The sequence below is a fragment of the Kitasatospora sp. NPDC097643 genome, assembly GCF_040302625.1.
Lineage (GTDB): Bacteria > Actinomycetota > Actinomycetes > Streptomycetales > Streptomycetaceae > Kitasatospora.
Window position 1 is genome coordinate 1 of sequence record NZ_JBEOSA010000095.1, and the last position, 15,612, is coordinate 15,612.

General features: G+C 75.8%; 14 protein-coding genes and 2 pseudogenes. 7 read left to right on the plus strand and 9 right to left on the minus strand.

Annotation, left to right across the window (positions count from 1 at the left end; all coding sequences use genetic code 11):
• From ABTY15_RS36685 to ABTY15_RS36710, 6 genes and pseudogenes are all read right to left on the minus strand, one after another.
• A pseudogene (locus ABTY15_RS36685) lies at nt 1-113 on the minus strand (leucine zipper domain-containing protein); the annotation flags it as partial.
• A 104-nt stretch (nt 114-217) separates the two neighbouring features.
• Complete coding sequence (locus ABTY15_RS36690; RefSeq protein ID WP_350605586.1) at nt 218-616, minus strand: hypothetical protein; 399 nt, start codon at nt 614-616, stop codon at nt 218-220.
• A gap of 95 nt (nt 617-711) precedes the next feature.
• Complete coding sequence (locus ABTY15_RS36695) at nt 712-1,287, minus strand: DUF6817 domain-containing protein (protein WP_350605590.1); 576 nt, start codon at nt 1,285-1,287, stop codon at nt 712-714.
• A gap of 62 nt (nt 1,288-1,349) precedes the next feature.
• Nucleotides 1,350-2,279, minus strand: coding sequence for a ketopantoate reductase family protein (locus tag ABTY15_RS36700; RefSeq protein WP_350605596.1), 930 nt, complete (start codon nt 2,277-2,279; stop codon nt 1,350-1,352).
• Nucleotides 2,280-2,332: 53 nt separating this feature from the next.
• Entirely contained in the window at nt 2,333-2,935 is a 603-nt protein-coding gene (locus tag ABTY15_RS36705) for a hypothetical protein (protein ID WP_350605600.1), read from the minus strand.
• Between the two features lie 4 nt (nt 2,936-2,939).
• Nucleotides 2,940-3,413 (minus strand): hypothetical protein, encoded by a 474-nt coding sequence (locus tag ABTY15_RS36710; protein WP_350605604.1) that lies wholly within the window; start codon nt 3,411-3,413, stop codon nt 2,940-2,942.
• A 109-nt stretch (nt 3,414-3,522) separates the two neighbouring features.
• Here ABTY15_RS36710 and ABTY15_RS36715 point away from each other — a divergent pair, with 109 nt between their 5' ends.
• On the plus strand, nt 3,523-4,254 hold the full coding sequence (locus ABTY15_RS36715; RefSeq protein WP_350605611.1) for an ABC transporter ATP-binding protein: 732 nt from the start codon (nt 3,523-3,525) through the stop codon (nt 4,252-4,254).
• On the opposite strand, the pseudogene ABTY15_RS36720 reads toward ABTY15_RS36715, so the two are convergent.
• The 3 genes and pseudogenes from ABTY15_RS36720 to ABTY15_RS36730 all read right to left on the minus strand — a co-directional run.
• Nucleotides 4,151-4,672: pseudogene (locus tag ABTY15_RS36720) on the minus strand (response regulator); the annotation flags it as partial. The gene ABTY15_RS36715 and the pseudogene ABTY15_RS36720 overlap by 104 nt on opposite strands.
• A 199-nt stretch (nt 4,673-4,871) precedes the next feature.
• Nucleotides 4,872-5,405: a DUF5959 family protein gene (locus ABTY15_RS36725; protein ID WP_350605614.1), complete on the minus strand. Its 534-nt coding sequence runs from the start codon at nt 5,403-5,405 to the stop codon at nt 4,872-4,874.
• 234 nt (nt 5,406-5,639) lie between these two features.
• Nucleotides 5,640-6,659, minus strand: coding sequence for a ScbA/BarX family gamma-butyrolactone biosynthesis protein (locus ABTY15_RS36730; RefSeq protein WP_350605617.1), 1,020 nt, complete (start codon nt 6,657-6,659; stop codon nt 5,640-5,642).
• A gap of 461 nt (nt 6,660-7,120) precedes the next feature.
• Between ABTY15_RS36730 and ABTY15_RS36735 the strand changes: the two genes are divergently transcribed.
• The 6 genes from ABTY15_RS36735 to ABTY15_RS36760 all read left to right on the plus strand — a co-directional run bounded on the left by ABTY15_RS36735 (nt 7,121) and on the right by ABTY15_RS36760 (nt 15,555).
• Complete coding sequence (locus tag ABTY15_RS36735; protein WP_350605621.1) at nt 7,121-7,768, plus strand: ScbR family autoregulator-binding transcription factor; 648 nt, start codon at nt 7,121-7,123, stop codon at nt 7,766-7,768.
• 209 nt (nt 7,769-7,977) lie between these two features.
• A complete protein-coding gene (locus tag ABTY15_RS36740; RefSeq protein WP_350605623.1) occupies nt 7,978-8,841 on the plus strand; it encodes an AfsR/SARP family transcriptional regulator in 864 nt (287 codons plus the stop codon).
• Nucleotides 8,842-9,013: 172 nt separating this feature from the next.
• Nucleotides 9,014-10,234 (plus strand): AAA family ATPase, encoded by a 1,221-nt coding sequence (locus tag ABTY15_RS36745; protein ID WP_350605626.1) that lies wholly within the window; start codon nt 9,014-9,016, stop codon nt 10,232-10,234.
• The gene (locus ABTY15_RS36750; protein ID WP_350605630.1) at nt 10,231-10,695 is read left to right on the plus strand and encodes a bpX5 domain-containing protein; all 465 of its coding nucleotides are present in this window, start codon (nt 10,231-10,233) and stop codon (nt 10,693-10,695) included. The genes ABTY15_RS36745 and ABTY15_RS36750 overlap by 4 nt, the downstream gene beginning before the upstream one ends.
• Nucleotides 10,692-12,446, plus strand: a complete 1,755-nt coding sequence (locus ABTY15_RS36755; protein WP_350605633.1) for a hypothetical protein — start codon at nt 10,692-10,694, stop codon at nt 12,444-12,446. Before ABTY15_RS36750 ends, ABTY15_RS36755 begins: the two co-directional genes overlap by 4 nt.
• A gap of 37 nt (nt 12,447-12,483) precedes the next feature.
• Entirely contained in the window at nt 12,484-15,555 is a 3,072-nt protein-coding gene (locus tag ABTY15_RS36760) for a bpX6 domain-containing protein (protein WP_350605635.1), read from the plus strand.
• Nucleotides 15,556-15,612 lie beyond the last annotated feature (57 nt).

Sequence of the window (15,612 nt, forward strand, 5' to 3'; positions counted from 1 at the left end):
GCCCGGGAGATGCCCATCTCGGCGGCTACGTGCGCCACTGGGCGGCCTGCGCGGACGCGTTCGATCAGGAGCCGCCTGCCGTGCACGGTCAGCCGAGCGTTACGGTGGGACACGAAGACCTCCGTGTGTGGTGTGGAGCCTAGACACCTCCACCACACCGGAGGTCTTTGCCATGATCAAGCCCAACCACCGTCAACAACGCTCATGGTCAATACAACTAGCCGGCGCAGGCCTTGGTGACGTCGCCGGCCGCGGAGGCGACCGCGCCGACGTCGGGTGCGTTGCCCTTGGCGACGGCGTCCTGGGCGTTGCTCACGGCCTTGGAGAGCTTGTCGGTCGCTGCGTCGAGCTTGCCCCCGCTGTGGTCGTCGTGGATCTTCTTGACGTCGTCCGCGATCTTCTTCAGGGCGTCGACGGTCTTCTGGCGGCGGCTGTCGTCCACGATCTGGCCGACGTTGACGGCCGAGTCCGTGAGGTCCTGGACGTCGCCGGTGAGACTGATGGCCCGCTTCCCGCAGTCGAGCGCCTGGTCGGCCTCCTTGCACGCGGTGAACAGCGGGGCGGCCACGAGCAGTGCGAGCGTGGCGGCGGCCAGACGGTACGGCTTCCTTGTCATGTCAGTTTCCCTCCCGACCGGAGCAACGCCCGACCGCCCCACGGTGGTTCCGGCCCGCCGGGTGAACCGTCGGTGAATCCTGCGCGGGGAACCGGTCAGCCGGCCGCGGTGGGGCCGAGTTGCCGGTGGCAGCGTTCCCAGGCCGCCTCGGGCAGCAAGTCCCGGGTGCGGGCGAAGAGTTCGTACAGCGTCGCGCCGTACCGGGCGGCCAGCTCGGTGTTGTGCGCCAGGACGTCGAGCTCGTTGGCGGCGGTGAGGGCCAGGAAGGCGCGCAGGTCCTCCTCCGGCGGGGTGTGGTCGGTGCCGGTGAACCGGTCGTGGAACGACGGCACCCCGTCGCGGCCGAGCCGCGGGTAGACGGCGGCCCGGCCGCAGCTCGCGTACAGGTAGACCAGCGCCTCGGCGCGGTCGCCGACCACCGCGGCCAGGACGTCCCGCTCGTCCAGCCCCAGCAGGGCGCCGTCGAACCCGTCCGTCCCGTACGCGGCGTGGCAGAGCCCGGCGGCCTGCACGGCGGAGTCGGTGCCCCACTCCGCCAGCAGGCCGGCGACCCGGGTCAGGTGCTCCAGCAGGGTGCCGCCCGGGTGCGGGATCCGGTCGGCCTCGAGCTCGCGCAGGAAGTCCTCGATGTGGCTCCACGCGGGAGCGTTCTGGTGGCTGGCTGACGTCACGTCACGAGTTGTACCCGTGACGCGAACGCTCCCGCAACCACCGGGGAACGCTCCCGCAACCACTACCGGTTGACCTCCCCGGACAGTTCGTGCACCAGCCGGGCGACGACCGGGGTGTCGACCCCGTGCGCACCGGCGGCCCGCAGCACGGCGCCGCCGATGGCGTCCAGCTCGATCGGACGACCGGCCTCCGCGTCACGCTGCATCGAGGACTTCATCCCTGCGGGTGCACGGTCGAAGAAGGAGAGCACGCCCTCCGCGCCCGCCGGGGCACCGGCCGCCCGGGACACGGCGGTGATCTCGTCCAGGACGGCCAGCAGCTCCGGCCGGTGCTCGGTGCGCACGGTGCCGGCGTCGGTCCGGTAGCGGGTCGTGAGCAGGGCGAACGGCGCGAGGAAGGAGAGCTTGGACCAGAGCATCGCCGTCTCGTCCTCGCGCAGCGTGACGTCCAGGCCGGCGTGCCGCAGCCGGGCGGCCAGCTCCTCGACGGGGGCCGCGAGTTCGAGCGCGGCGAACGGGCTGGAGTGCTCGATCCGCCCCGGCGCCGTCCGGGTGGCCTCCACCCGGATCGTCCCGGCCACGATCCGCCCGGCCGGGTAGCGCTCGCGCAGCACCGCCATGTGGTCGAGGCCGTTGAGCAGCGGGATCACGGTCGCGCCGGCGACGGCCTGCGCGGGCATCCGGTCGAGCGCGGCGGCCAGTGCCGTCCCCTTGACGGTCACCAGGGCGAGGTCCACCGGCTCGCGCAGCTCGGTGGCGGCCTCGACCTGGGCGGTGAACTCCCCGTAGGGCGCGCTGCGCACGTGCAGCCCGTCCCGGGTGAGGGCCGCGGCGGTCTCCTCGCGGGCCAGGAAGATCACCCGGTGCCCGTCGCGCGCGAGCAGGCCGCCGATCAGGCCGCCGACGCCGCCCGGTCCGAGGACCGCGACGGTGAGGGGGGTGGTGGGGCTTGAGGTGGTGGAGACAGGGTTGGTGGAAGTGGTAGCCGTCATGTCGACTCCTGGGTGGTGGTGTGCGCCGGCGAGGTGGCCGGTCGAATGCGGGATCACGGCGCCGCTGCGGGGCGGCCGTGGTCGGGGGCGGTCAGCGAGGCGTGGGCGAAGGTGAACGGCGGCTCGTGGCGGGGCTTGCGGGCGTCGGGCGGGGCCCAGCGGGTCGCGGTGCCGCGGCTGAGGTGGAGCTCGCCGAATCGGAGGTTGCCGTGGCTCGGATCGGGGACGGGCAGGCCCTCGGCACGCAGCGCGGCGACGAGCTCGTGGGCGGGCCAGCCGAAGACGTCGATGCCGTGGAAGCCGACCGGGCAGAAGATCTGATCGTCCGTCCGGTTCGTCCAGTCCGTCCGGTGGTTCCAGTCCGTCCGGTGGTTCCAGTCCGTCCGGTGGGTCCGGTCCGTCCGGTCGGTGGGGAGCCGGGTGAGGTGGACGGCGGCGAAGGCGCCGTCGGTGTCGGCGGTCAGGGTGACGCCCAGCCCCGGGAGGGTGAAGTGCAGCGCCCACGGCGAGCCGCAGACGAAGGTGTCCTGCACCCCGCCGGGGCCGCCGGGCGGGGCCAGCAGCTGACGGACCGTCGCCTCGGCGAGCCCGAAGCGCAGTTCGGGCAGCGGGGCGGGCAGCCGGACGCCGTGCCCGGGGAGCAGATCGATCGTCACCTGATCATGATGGCCGGTCGGGTGGGCCCGGCTGACGCCGGGGTCGGGTCAGGCTCAACTCCCGCGCGTGCCACAGCGCCGCGCGCAGCACCGCCCGCAGCGCGTCGTCCCCGTCGGCCGCCCCGGACCGGCCGGGGAAGGGGGCCAGGGAGTACCACTCGCCGTCGGTCAGCGGCGGCACCGGCTCGCCCGGTGCGACGTCCGCCGGCGGGCCCGGCAGCCGGACCAGCAGCACGGAGGTCCCCAGCGCCACCGCCGCGGCGACCCCGGCGTGGGCGGCCACCGGCACCCCGTAGACCGAGGTGAGCGGCCGGCCGGGGAGCAGCCCGGCGAACCGCTCGTAGAGGTCCGGGTGGGTGTGCAGGCACCAGTCCCCGAGCGCGAACTCCTCGCCGGGCCGGGCCCGCGCGGCCTGCGCACGCAGGTGGTCGAGCAGGGCGCGGTTCTCGGGCAGCTCGGGCAGGACCGGTTCACGCATGGGCACCAAGCTAGCGCCGGCGGCCCGGGCGGGGGTGCGGATTTCCGAACCCCCGATCCGGGTGCCCGCCCGATCGATCGGCGCGCCCCCGCCGCCCAGGATGGAACGCATGGACGGGATGACGACAGGAACCACCGCGAGCACCGTGACGGCGGAGGGGCTGCACCGGGAGTACGGGCGCGGCCAGGCCGCCGTACGGGCGCTGCGCGGGGTGTCGGTGGCGTTCGCGCCGGGCACCTTCACCGCCGTGATGGGCCCCTCGGGCTCGGGCAAGACGACGCTGCTGCACTGCCTCGCCGGCATGGACCGACCCACCCGCGGCACGGTGCGGTGGGGCGCGACCGAGGTGTCCGGGCTGCCCGAGCGACGGCTGGCGGCGCTTCGGCGCACCCGGGTCGGGTTCGTGTTCCAGGCGTTCAACCTGATGCCCGCGATGACCGTCGCCCAGAACGTCGAACTGCCCGGCCGACTGGCCGGAACGCCGCCGGAGCGTGCCCGGGTGCTGGACGCGCTGGCCCGGGTCGGGCTGGCCGGTCGCGAGCGGCACCGGCCCGCCCAGCTCTCCGGCGGCCAGCAACAGCGGGTGGCGGTCGCCCGGGCACTGGTCGCCCGGCCGCCGGTGCTGTTCGCGGACGAGCCGACCGGCGCGCTCGACCGGGCGACCGGGCACGACATCCTCGACCTGCTGCCACGTGCTTCTCCACCGCCCGTTCCGACACCACCAGCCGGGCGGCGATCGAACGGTTGGAGTGGCCCTGGGCCATCAGCTCCAGCACCTCGCGCTCGCGCGGCGTCAGCGCGTCGAGCCGGCCGCGCCGCCCGCCGCGCAGCAGGCCGTTGACGATCTCCGGGTCGAGCGCGGTGCCGCCGGCCGCCACCCGGTGCAGGGCGTCGACGAACTCCGAGGTGCGGGCGACGCGTTCCTTGAGCAGGTGACCGACGCCGGCCGCGCCGCCGGCGAGCAGCCGTTCGGCCCAGGCGGGTTCGGCGTGCTGGGAGAACACCAGGATGCCGACCCCGGGCCAGTCGGCGCGGATCCGGACGGCGGCGCGGATGCCCTCGTCGGTGTGGGTGGGGGGCATCCGGATGTCCACCACGGCGACGTCGGGCCGGTGTTCGGCGACGGCGGCGACCAGCTCGGGGGCCGTCCCGGCGGTGGCGAGCACCGCGCAGCCCCGGGCGGCGAGGAGTTCGACCATGCCGTCCCGGAGGATCACCGAGTCCTCGGCGAGGACGACGCGCAGGGGTGTGTTGATCACGGGGTCATTGTCGGGGGACGGGACCCCGGGCCGGGACTCCGGGCCGGGCCCGCCGTTGGTGTCCGGCAGCGGATCGCGCCGCCGGGGCCGTTCGCGGGCTGTGGTCCTCGTCCTGGGGTGCGGTGGGCGCCCGTGTGGGCTCCGGTACGGCCGAGGGGGTGTGCGGCCGTGGCCCGGGGCGGGGAAGGATGACGATCAGTCAGTATGCGTGCTTACCAGGCAGGTTGCGCCATGCATGGACGCCCGGGGCGACCTCGGCGACCTCGGTCGGGAAGGCCTCGCGGACGAGCTTGAGCAGGGCCCGCTGGGTGGCGATCCAGTCGGGGGCAGGGGCCAGCACCACGCGGACGGTGACGCCGGAGTTCTCGGCGTCGGAGACCGTGGCCCAGAGCCCGCCCGGGCGTCCGGGCTCGATCCGCAGCTCGGGGCCGTGCTCCTCGTCCAGCCAGCGGACCGCCTCGCGGCGGGCGAGGCGTTCCAGCGCGGCCTCCCATTGGTCGAGCTGACGTGGCGTCACCAGGGTGACGAAGTGTCCGCGTACCGAGTCGGCGATGACGGTGATCTCGCAGTCGAGCCAGTCGTGGCCGAGCAGGGAGCCCGGCGCGTGCCGGCCCAGGACCTTGACCTGGAGGCTCCGGCCGCCGTTGCGGCCCTCGCAACCGGGGCCGTCATCGGTGCCCGGACGGTCCGCGAGTCTGATCAACTCGTGCTTCTGCACACCGACTTCACTCATGGTGAACTCCCCGTGACGGTGGATCCAAGGGGGTCATCCTCGCGCAGGTGTTCGCCCGGTGCCAGGGAGTGTCCGACAAATTCCGGTCGGATCGGCAGATGGCCCGCCCGACCTGGTGGGTGGGGCGAGCCGGGCTTGGCTGCGGGGCCGGCCGGGAGAGGCGGCGGCAGGGGTCTGCGGCGGTTCGGCGGCGGCTCTGCGGGGTTTCCGAGGCGGCCGGGCCGACCGGCGGGTTCAGCGGTGGTCGGGGTGGCCGGTGAGGACGGTGGTGAAGATCGGTTCGCCGTTCTGGTGGCCGGTGACGGTGGTGGTGAGTGCGTCCGGGTGGTCGCCGGGCGTGTGGCGCGCGGTGATGGTGGTGGGGGCGTCGTGCTCCGCGTAGCGGTGGTAGGTGGTGGCCGCGGAGGTCGGGGTGACGGTGACCGGGGTGGTCAGGGCGTTGGTCGCCTGGCGGGCGGCCTCCAGCAGGACCATGCCGGGGATGTGGTCGTTGGCGTGGTCGAAGAGGATCGGGTGCCAGGTGTCGGGGGTGAGGATCCAGGTGCCGGGTTCGCCGGTCGCGGTGAGCACGACGTCTCCGGGGCGGATCCGGCCGACCCGGCCGGGGGGAAGCGGCCGGCCGACGGCGGCGGGCGCGGGCGCCGGGTCGGCGCTGCGGCGTGCCCCGCGCAGCCGCCGGTAGCTGCTGTCCGGCACGGTGGTGAACCGGGCGTGTCCGGTGGCGGCGAGGTGGGGGCCGCGGCGGACGATCGCGGTGAAGGTGAAATCGACGGTGGCGCCGGTGCGGCGGGGCCGAGGGACGAGGCTCGCCTCGATGGTGAGGTCGGTGGGCGTCGCACCGATGACGAACTGGCGGGAGCGGGTGGTGTAGTCGAGGTTCCACATCAGGAACTTGTGGTCGAGCGGGACACCGAACCGGGTGTGGGCGAGGTAGAGCCCGGCCTGCCGGATGGTTTCGGCGGCCTGCATCGGGTCGTGCCGGGTGCCGTCCGGGGTGCTGAAGAAGGTGTGCGCACGCGGCCATTGGGCGGTGACGGTGAAGGTGGTCTCGTTCACCTGCTCACTGCCGGTGAGGAACACCTCGGCGTGGCAGGCCCGGTGGACGTATTCCTTCGCAACGGTGGTGGTCAAACGGGGCGTCGCCGCGGGGGGCGCCGCGGCCGGGTGCGGGCCGGCGGCGCGGGCGGGCGCGAGGGTGCGTGCGGGCGCGAAAGCACGGGAGGGGGCAAGGGCGCGGTAGGCAAGCAGGGTCATGGGAGCGCTCCGAAAGGCCGTGATGGGCGGGTGGGCTGCTCAGGGCTCGTAAGATACGTACCTTCCGGTTTGGTTTTCAAGGAGCTCGAACGAAGGTTCGTTGGCGCCCGAGCGGGGCCGCCTGATCGCTCCTGGTGCGGACCAACGGCCTCAGGGGCGGTCGCCCGGGCCGGTCTACCCGGCGCGACCTGCCGTGATGTCGCGGTCGGCGAGGTGTCAGGAGCGCCGTCGCGAGGGCGTGGTCCGGGTGCGGTAGTGCAAAAAGTGAGGAAGGGGGTTCCGCTCGCGTCGTCCCGGGTAAGTGTCCGGCTCGACGGCAGTTCTCATACCGTTCGCGCGGTTTTTCGGCGCTCGAAGGCGGCTGCATGCGGCCTCGCGAGGTGGGGTCGTCCGTACCCCGATGGGTAAGATACGGGGTGTTTGGTTTTGTTTGCCGGGGCATTTCGGGCGGAGTGGTGGCGGTGGGGCGACAGGAGCGGGCGGTCCGAACGCGTCGGCTGATCCTGGAGGCGGCGGCGACCGTCTTCGACGAGTACGGGTACGAGGGCGCGACGATCGGTGAGGTGGTCGCCCGCGCCGGGGTGACCCGGGGGGCGGTGTACTTCCACTTCGCCTCGAAGCGGGAGCTCGCCCAGGGGGTGCTGGAGGAGCAGTTCGGCGAGCAGGGGATCCCCGAACGGCACTGCAAGCTCCAGGAGTTCGTCGACATGGGGATGCTGGTCGCCCATCTCATGCCGCACGACCCGCTGTTGAGCGCCGGCGCCCGGCTCTCCCTCGGCCAGGACCTCTTCGGTGACCTCGACGGCGGTGCGGCCCCCGGGTGGATCGGCCGGGTGGAGGCCGTGCTGGTGGCGGCCGGCGAGCGGGGCGAGCTGCTGCCGCACGTGGTGCCGGCCGAGACGGCGTGGCTGGTGACCGGAGCCTGGACGGGGGTGCAGATCCAGTCCCACAAGTTCACCGGCCGGGCGGATCTGGAGCGCCGGGTGGCCGCGCTCTACCAGCATCTGATGCCGAGCATCGCTGTCCCCGGCGTGCTGGCGGTGCTGGACCTGGGGGTGGACCGCGGGGCGCGGGTGGCGGCGGAGATGGCGCAGGCGCGCGAGGTCTGAGGTAGGCGGCGGGGCCTTCCGGGGCGCAGCGCAGGCAGATCCTTCTGGCAGATCCTCCGTTCAAAAACAAACGGCTCGGTCGGTTTTGTATTGACAAACCGTCTGTCCTGTTTTTGGATAGGTCCGGGTGCTCAGCCGTTCGGTGGCCGGGCGCCCGATCGGCCGGTGGCCGTCGGGGTCGCCGATCCGTTCGGATGGGGGTGGTCATCATGGAGATCCGGGTACTGGGAGCCTTAGGCGTCCAGGTGTGCGGGGTGTCGGTGGTGCCGTCGGCGCCGAAACCCCGCCAGGTGCTCGCCCTGCTCGCGCTGCGTGCCGATCAGGTCGTCCCGGCGGGGGTGTTGGCGGAGGAGTTGTGGTCGGGGCGGCCGCCGCGCAGTGCGCGGACCACGGTGCAGACGTACGTGCTCCAGCTGCGTGATCTGATCGACCGGGCGCTGGCCGAGGTGGGGGTGGCGGCCGGGGTGTCCTGCGCCAAGGACGTGCTGGTGACCTCGCCCGGTGGCTACATGCTGAACAGTGGTGGCGGGCTGGCGGATCTGCGGGAGTTCGAGCGTCTGGCGGGCATGGGCTACCGGGCGATGGACGGTGAGGACTACCCGCTGGCGGCGCGTCAGCTCGGTGAGGCGCTCGCGTTGTGGCGCGGGCCGGCCTTCGCGGACGTGCCGGTCGGTGGTCAGCTCGCGGTGGAGGCGAAGCGGCTGGAGGAGACCCGGCTGTGTGCGCTGGACCAGCGGATCGAGGCGGACCTGCGGCTCGGCCGGCACCGGGTCCTGCTGGCGGAGTTGACCGTGCTGGTGGACCGGTACCGCACGCACGAGAGTCTGCACGGGCAGTACATGATCGCCCTGCACCGGTCCGGGCGGCGGGGTGAGGCGCTGGAGGCGTACCAGCGGTTGCGGTCCACGCTGGTACGGGAGTTGGGCATGGAGCCGTCCGCCGGGCTGCGGCGGCTGCAACGCTCCATCCTGCTCGCCGGCCCCGAACGCGCCGAGCCGGACCGGGTCGGGGCCGCGTCCGACCTGGCTCCGGCCTCCGGTCCGGCCCGCACCCGGCTCACCCGGGTGGGCTGAGCGGGGTCGGCTGGGCGGGTCGGGGCGGCAGGGCCTCGGCAGGGACAGGGGCGGCACGGCTGTGGAGGGCTGGCCGGGCGGGCCGCCGGTGCCCGTCCGTCGGCCGGTGGTGCCGCCCGGACGGGAAACCCGCTGGTGGGCGGCGCCCGGGCGGCCCTAGACTCCCGTGTTCGTGACCGAGACGACCGCCTCCCCGACGCCCCACCCCGCGATAGCCGGGGCCGACCCCGCGCCGACCGCCGACGCCGAGCTGATCGCCGCCGCCGTCGCGGCCGCCGGCCGCGGGCTGGTCGAACGGGAGACGGTGGCCGAGGTGGTGGCGCTGTGCGCCGTCGCGGGCGAGCACCTGCTGGTGGTCGGCCCACCCGGGACGGCGAAGTCGGAGGCGGTCCGGCGGGTCGCGGAGCGGCTCGGCGGGCGGTACTTCGAGTACCTGCTGGGCCGCTTCACCGAACCCAACGAGCTGTTCGGCCCGGTCGACCTGCGCCGCCTGCGGGAGGGCCGGGTCGAGTTCGAGACCGCCGGGATGCTCCCCGAAGCCGAGGTCGCCTTCCTCGACGAGGTCTTCCTCGGCTCGACCGCCGTGCTCAACACCCTGCTCGGCCTGCTCAACGAGCGGGTGTTCCGGCGCGGCGGCACCGTCCTCGCCAGCCCGCTGCGGATCTGCGTCGGCGCCACCAACCAGCTGCCCGAGGACCCGGCGCTGGCCGCCTTCGCGGACCGCTTCCTGGCCCGTGTCTTCGTCGAACCGGTCGCCGACTCCCGCCTGGAGGAGCTGCTGGAGGCGGGCCGCCACCGCGCCGAGCCCGCGCGCGTGCCCGCGTCCGCGCCTGAGCCCGCGTCGGAGCCCGCCGCCCCCGGTGGAATGCTCGCCGCCCTCGACCGGCTGGCCGCCGCGGCCCGCGCCTGCGACCTCCGGCCCGTCACCCCGCTGCTCGGCGGCGCGCTGCGCCGGCTGCGGGCGGCCGGCGTGCCGATCAGCGACCGGCGGGCGGTCCGCACCCAGAACCTCGTCGCGGCCGCCGCCGTCCTCGACGGGCGCGACACCGCCTCCGCCCGCGACCTGTGGGTGCTGCCGCTGATCGCCCCCACCGTCGAGACCCAGGCGCTGGCCCGCGAGACCCTCGCCGACCTGGTCGACCAGGCGGCCAACCGCAGCCTGGTGCACACCGCCGAGGACCTGTCCCGCAGCACCGCCGCCCGCGCCGAACGCCTGCTGCGCACCGCCGCCGCACTGCTCGCCGAACACGGCGGCCTGCCCGAGGGGCGCGCCTCCCGGCTCCGCCTGGAGGCCGTGCTGCGCGAGATCGACGCCGGGTTCGACCCGGCCGACCTGCCCGCCCCGCTGGCCGGTGTCCGGGCCGGCCTGGTCGCGGTGGTATCGCCCGCGTGACCACCGCCGCCCTCCGCTGGGAGCGGCGCGAACCGCCGCTGCCCGCCGCCGCCGTGCTCGCGCTCGGCGCCGACGTCCCGGCCCTCGCCGCCGCCACGCGCGACCTGATCCTCGCCGGACACCGCCTCTCCGTCGCCGCTGCCGACGACTTCGCCCTGCTCGTCGTCGGGGCGGAGGCCGCCCTGCCCTGGGTGGACGGCGCCCGCTACCTCGGGCTCGACGGCGGCCTGCTGGTGCCGACCACCGCCCGGCCGTGGCCCGCCGCCTCGCTGTGGCGCTCGGCGCTGCGCGTGCGGGAGAGTCAGTTGGGCGTGCTGGTGCCCGGGCACGCGCTGGTCACCGAGATCCCGGTGCCGGTCGGCGACCCGGCGGTGCTGGAGCCGTACCTGTACCCGCACCCGCATCTGGACCCGCACCCGGACACACACCGGGAGCCGCACCCGGGGGAGGTGGCGCGATGACCGCCGACCGAGCCGCCACGCCGTCGCCGTCCGCCGGGCCTGCCGGGCCCGGGACGCCGTCGGCCGGGCCTGCCGGGCCGGGGACGCCGCCCGCCGGGCTGGCCGCCTGGGCCGACACCCTGGACGCGATCAGCGCCGAACTCGCGGAAGCCCTCGCCCCGCTGCTGCTCCGCCTCGACCGACTGATCGGCGAGCACGACCCCGTCACCGCGCCCCACGGCGAGCCGGACGGCTACGGCGGCCTCGCCCGCAGCGGGCGGCCCGACCAGCTGCCGCCCGCCGAGTGGCTGCTGGCCGAGGAGTTCCCCGAGGAGTTCCTGCGCCGCCTGGTCGACCACGAACTGCTCTACCTCGCACCGCGATCCCGCAGCACGACCGGCCGCGGCCGGACGGTCGTCCTGGTCGACGCGGGGCCGACCCAGGCCGGCGCCGGGCGGCTCGTCCAGCTCGCCGCGCTGCTGGTGCTGCACCAGCGGGCGGCCGCGCGCGGCGGCGAGCTGCTCGTCGGCGTGCTCGGCGACCGGCCCGGCCGGCTGTTCGGCGGTGAACTGCCCGAACTCCTGCCGCGCTGGCTCAGGTCCCGCCGCCCGACCGACCCGACGCCCGAGGACGTACGGTCCGCCGAGCAGGCGCTGACCGCCGATGACCGGGTCTGGCTGCTCGCCTCCCCGCGCCTCAGCGGCCAACTGCCCTCCCGGCGCCGGACCTTGGTGGCCGAGGAGGCCGGCTGGGGCGCCGCCGGGGCGAGCGGGGTGCGGGTGCGGGTGGACGGCGGCGCGGACGCGCTGCTGCCGCTGCCGCCGGTGCGGATCGCCGTCCGGGCGCTGCGCGGCGCCGAGTTCCGGCACGCCGCCACCGTGGCCGCGCCGCTGCTGGTGACCGGCGGAGCGCTGCCCGCGTTCACCACCCGCGCCTTCACCCTGCTCGCCCGTGGGCGGAAGGAGTCCGTCCTGCTCGCCGTGGGCTTCGCGCGCGGCGGGGAGTTCGACCCGGCCGTGCGGGCCCGCCGGCACGAGCTCCCCGGGCCGGTGGTCGCCGCCGGACGCAACGGCGGGCGGCTGCTCGCCCTGTACGTCCAGCGCAGGCGGCTGCGGCTCTACGTCAGCGGCCGTGGCCTGGGTGAACCGGGGGGCTACGACGCCGAGTTGACGGCCTTCGGGCTGGACCCGGCGGACCGTGCCCAGCTCGCCGGCCTGCTGGCCCAGCCCGTGCTGCCGCTGCTGAAGGACGGCGTCGACCTGCTCGTCCCGCTCGCCGGGCAGTGGCGGCGGATCGCGCCCGGCGGCACCGTCACCGCCGACGGTCCGGTGGTCTCCACCGCCGACGGACGGCCGTTTCGGGCCGCGCACGAGCCACGGCTGTGCCCCGGCCCGATCCCGCCCGAGGCGGCCGGCGCGGTGCACCTGGTGCACGGCGGCGGCGCGGTCGCCTGGTCCGACGACGGGCTGACCTGGCGGCTGTACACCGCGCAGGGGCGCAGCCGCCGGATCGACCTGGTGGAGGAGGCCGAGGTGCTCGGGGTCGTCGACGAGGCCGGCGAGCCGGTGCTCGTGATCCGCACCGACCGGGCCCGCCTGGTCCAGGCCGTCCGCGCCGACTCCGTCCGGACCCTCACCGACGTCTGCGGCGGGGAGGCCGCGCCCGCCGTCCACCCGCTGCTGCCGCTGGTCGCCGCCGAGCCGTACCCCGGCCGCCTGCTGGTGGCGGACGCACTGACCGGGCGGTCCCACCTGCTGATCGCCACCACCTGAACCTCCTGATCCTGAACCTCCTGATCGGATGTACCGAGTGAGCCCCACCATCGACGCCGCCGGGTTCGTCCTCGACGTCCCCGTGATCGGCCGCGCCGAGGCCGTCGAGCGCGTCCTCGGGCACTGGCGGTCCGGCGCTGCGCTGTTCGAACTCCCCGGTGGACGCTGGCTGTTGACCCTGCCGGAACCCGTGGACACCCGCGCCGACCGGTCCCCGGGGCAGCCGCTGCGTGAGGTCGGTGGCGGGCTGACCGGCGGCGGAGCCGGAACGCCGATCCGGGGCGAACTGCTGCTCACCACAGCCAGTCTGACGGAACGTCACCGAATAGCCGAGCTCCGCCGGTTGGACCCGTCGGACTGGCTCGACCTGACCGGCCTCACCCGGCACACGCTCAGGGCGCTCGGCGTGCCCGCCGCCCCCGAGCCGGTCGCCGACGACCTCCCGCAACCGCCCGTCGTCGACCTGCGCGCCGCCGCCGGCATCCCCGCGCGCACCGAACGCGTGAACCGCCTGCTGACCGTCCGAGCGGCCGTCACGGGCCAAACGGCCGGAGTCGGCAAGGCGGCCGGGAGCCGGCCGGCCGGAACCGGCTGGGCGGCCAGGAGCAGGGCGGCCCGAACCGCTCGCTCGGGCCCCGCGCGGCTGCTGCTGCTCGTCGCTGTGATCACCGCCGTGCTGTTCCTCGCCGCCGTCGTCCCGCCCGGGGTCCCGAAGGGCGCGGTCATCCTCTTCGCCGTCGCGGTCACCCTCGCCACCCTGGGCGCCGTCCTGCCCGGGACCGGCCGCCGCACCACGCGCACCGGGGCCCGGACGGGCGACCCGGTGTGGTCGCTGCTCGGTCCCTCCCTGATCATCCTGCTGATGTCGGTCACCGGGATCGCCCTCGGCGGGCTCTCGCTCGCCCTGGTGCTGGGCCTCCTCCTCGGCGGCAGGGGTGTCGCGCTGGCCCTCGTCCGGCGTGGCCGGACCGACCGGAACGGCCAGGCCCGCGCCGCCGGCCCGCACCCGGCCGGCCCGCACCCCGCCCGCCCACGGCCCGCCCGTCGGCGCCGCGACCGGCGCCCGCGCGGCCGGTGGTCGGCCTGGCTCACCCTGCGCGGCCCCGTCGTCCCGTTCTTCACCGAGCGTCATCTGCGCTACCTGTACGCGCTCGTCCGCGCCTTCGAGCAGCACCGCTGGGAGGACGCGCTGCGCGACGCGGTCCCGCTCCCCGGGAGCGCCGACCGCACCGCCGTCGCCCGGCCGACCTGGCTCAACCGGCGCCTGCCGCCGCGCTTCCTGCGCGCCGTGCGGTCCGTCCTGCCGCCCGCCGTGCCCACGACGCCAGCGGCCGGCGTCACCACCGGCCGGTCCCTGCTGCGCGAGGTCTACCGCCGGGCGGCCGAGGCCCTGGAGCACGAGGGGCGGATCGCCGAGACCGTATATGTCCTGGCCGATCTGCTCGGCGAGCCCGCCGAGGCCGTCGCCCTCCTCGACCGGCACGGTCACGCCGAACAGGCCGCCGAACTCGCCGAGGCCCGCGGGCTGCCCGCCGACCAGGTGGTCGCGCTCTGCTGGCGGGCCGGCCGGCGGGAGCGGGCGGTTCGGATCGCCCGGGAGCGCGGCGCCTTCGCCGCCGCCGTCGACCGCCTCGCCGGGAGCGACCCCCGGGCCGCCCGCGAGCTGCGCGCGGCCTGGGCCGAGGACCTGCGCCGGGCCGGCGACCGGCTCGGCGCGGTCGACGCGGCCTGGCCGGAGCCGAGCCTGCGTCCGTCCGTCGCCGCTGACCTGCGCGACGCGGTCGTCCTCGGCGGGGCCACCCGCGGGCGGGCCCTGGTCCACCTGTTGGCGCTCGGCGCGGGCCCGGCCACCGTGGCGCTCACCCGGGCCGTCCTCGACGCCGAGGGCCCGAACGCCGCCGCCGGACGCAGCGCCGTCGCCGGCACGCTCGCCGCGCTGCCGGCCGCCGACCCGGCCGTCGACCGCGAACTGGCCACCGCGGCCGCCCGGGCCCTGGTCCGCTCCGCCGGGCAGGGCGGGCTGTCCGGGCCGCGCGACCCGAAGGCCGAACGGGCCTGCTACGACCGGCTGCTGAAGCGCGCCGACCCGCTCGCGGCGGCCGACCTGATGCCGCCCCGGGGCCCCGGCCGACGGGTGGCCGACCCGCTGACCGTCACCGCCGCCGAACACCCCGGCACCCTGCGGGTGTGGGACGCGGCCCGGCTGGACTCCGGGGACCTGCTGGTCGCCTGCGGCCACGCCGGGGTCCGGCTGCTCACCCCGGACGGCCGCACCCGCGCCCGCTGGGACGTCACCGCCTACAACCTGGTCCTCGCCGACCACGGCGGCAGCGCACTGCTGGTCACCCGGTACGGCGGGATCCGCGAAGTCGCCCGGCTGGACCTGGTCACTCGCGCGGTCGAGCAGCTGCCGTCCCTGCGGGTGCGCCAGCTGGCCAACTCCTACGACGGCCGTCACCTGGTCACCGTCGACGCCGACGGCATCGCCGTGCTGGACGTGCTCGGGCCGCGCCCGACCGTGGTCCGGCGGGTCCTCGGCCGTGGGCAGCGGGTCCTGGGCCGGATCACGCGCACGCCGGAGGCCTGCGTGGCGGTCGTGCACACCCCGGCGGGCGCGCTCACCCCGGTGGGCCGGTACACCCCGGTGGACCTGACCGAGCTGTGGCGCTGGGAGATGCCCGGGTGGGAGCCGCAGGCACCGAGGCACCTCGACCCGGCCGACGTCGACGGGGGGCTGGCGCAGGTGCTCGCGGAGGGGCGGCTGCTGAGCGCGCGCCGGTCGGCGACGGACCCGGGGGCGACCGCCCTGCGCCTGGCGGGGGGCTGGCCGGTGTACGAGCGGTCCGTCGCGGGCCGGGGCGCGCTGAGCGGCGACGGCCTCGGCTGGGCGTTCACCGTGCCGGGCGAGGACGCCGTGCGGGTGACGGTCGGCTCCGGCGCCGGCCTGGACGCCGTGTTCACCGCGCTGCTGCCGGGGATGGGTTCCGCTCCGGTCGGCGTGCGCCGGCACGGCGGGGCGCTCACCTGCTGGCACCGCAGCGGCCGGGTGTTCGCCGTGACGGCGGACGGCCGCAGCCTGCTCGCCAACCTGCGGGTGACGGCGGACTGACGGGCGGCCCGGCGCGCGTGCCCCGGGCGGTCGGGCGGCCGGGCGGTGTGGTCGGGC

Coding starts and splice junctions, on each gene's coding strand:
- ABTY15_RS36690 (WP_350605586.1), bottom strand. CDS start 616: ATGACAAGGAAGCCGTACCGTCTGGCCGCCGCCACGCTCGCACTGCTC.
- ABTY15_RS36700 (WP_350605596.1), bottom strand. CDS start 2,279: ATGACGGCTACCACTTCCACCAACCCTGTCTCCACCACCTCAAGCCCC.
- ABTY15_RS36710 (WP_350605604.1), bottom strand. CDS start 3,413: ATGCGTGAACCGGTCCTGCCCGAGCTGCCCGAGAACCGCGCCCTGCTC.
- ABTY15_RS36715 (WP_350605611.1), top strand. CDS start 3,523: ATGGACGGGATGACGACAGGAACCACCGCGAGCACCGTGACGGCGGAG.
- ABTY15_RS36725 (WP_350605614.1), bottom strand. CDS start 5,405: ATGAGTGAAGTCGGTGTGCAGAAGCACGAGTTGATCAGACTCGCGGAC.
- ABTY15_RS36730 (WP_350605617.1), bottom strand. CDS start 6,659: ATGACCCTGCTTGCCTACCGCGCCCTTGCCCCCTCCCGTGCTTTCGCG.
- ABTY15_RS36740 (WP_350605623.1), top strand. CDS start 7,978: ATGGAGATCCGGGTACTGGGAGCCTTAGGCGTCCAGGTGTGCGGGGTG.
- ABTY15_RS36755 (WP_350605633.1), top strand. CDS start 10,692: ATGACCGCCGACCGAGCCGCCACGCCGTCGCCGTCCGCCGGGCCTGCC.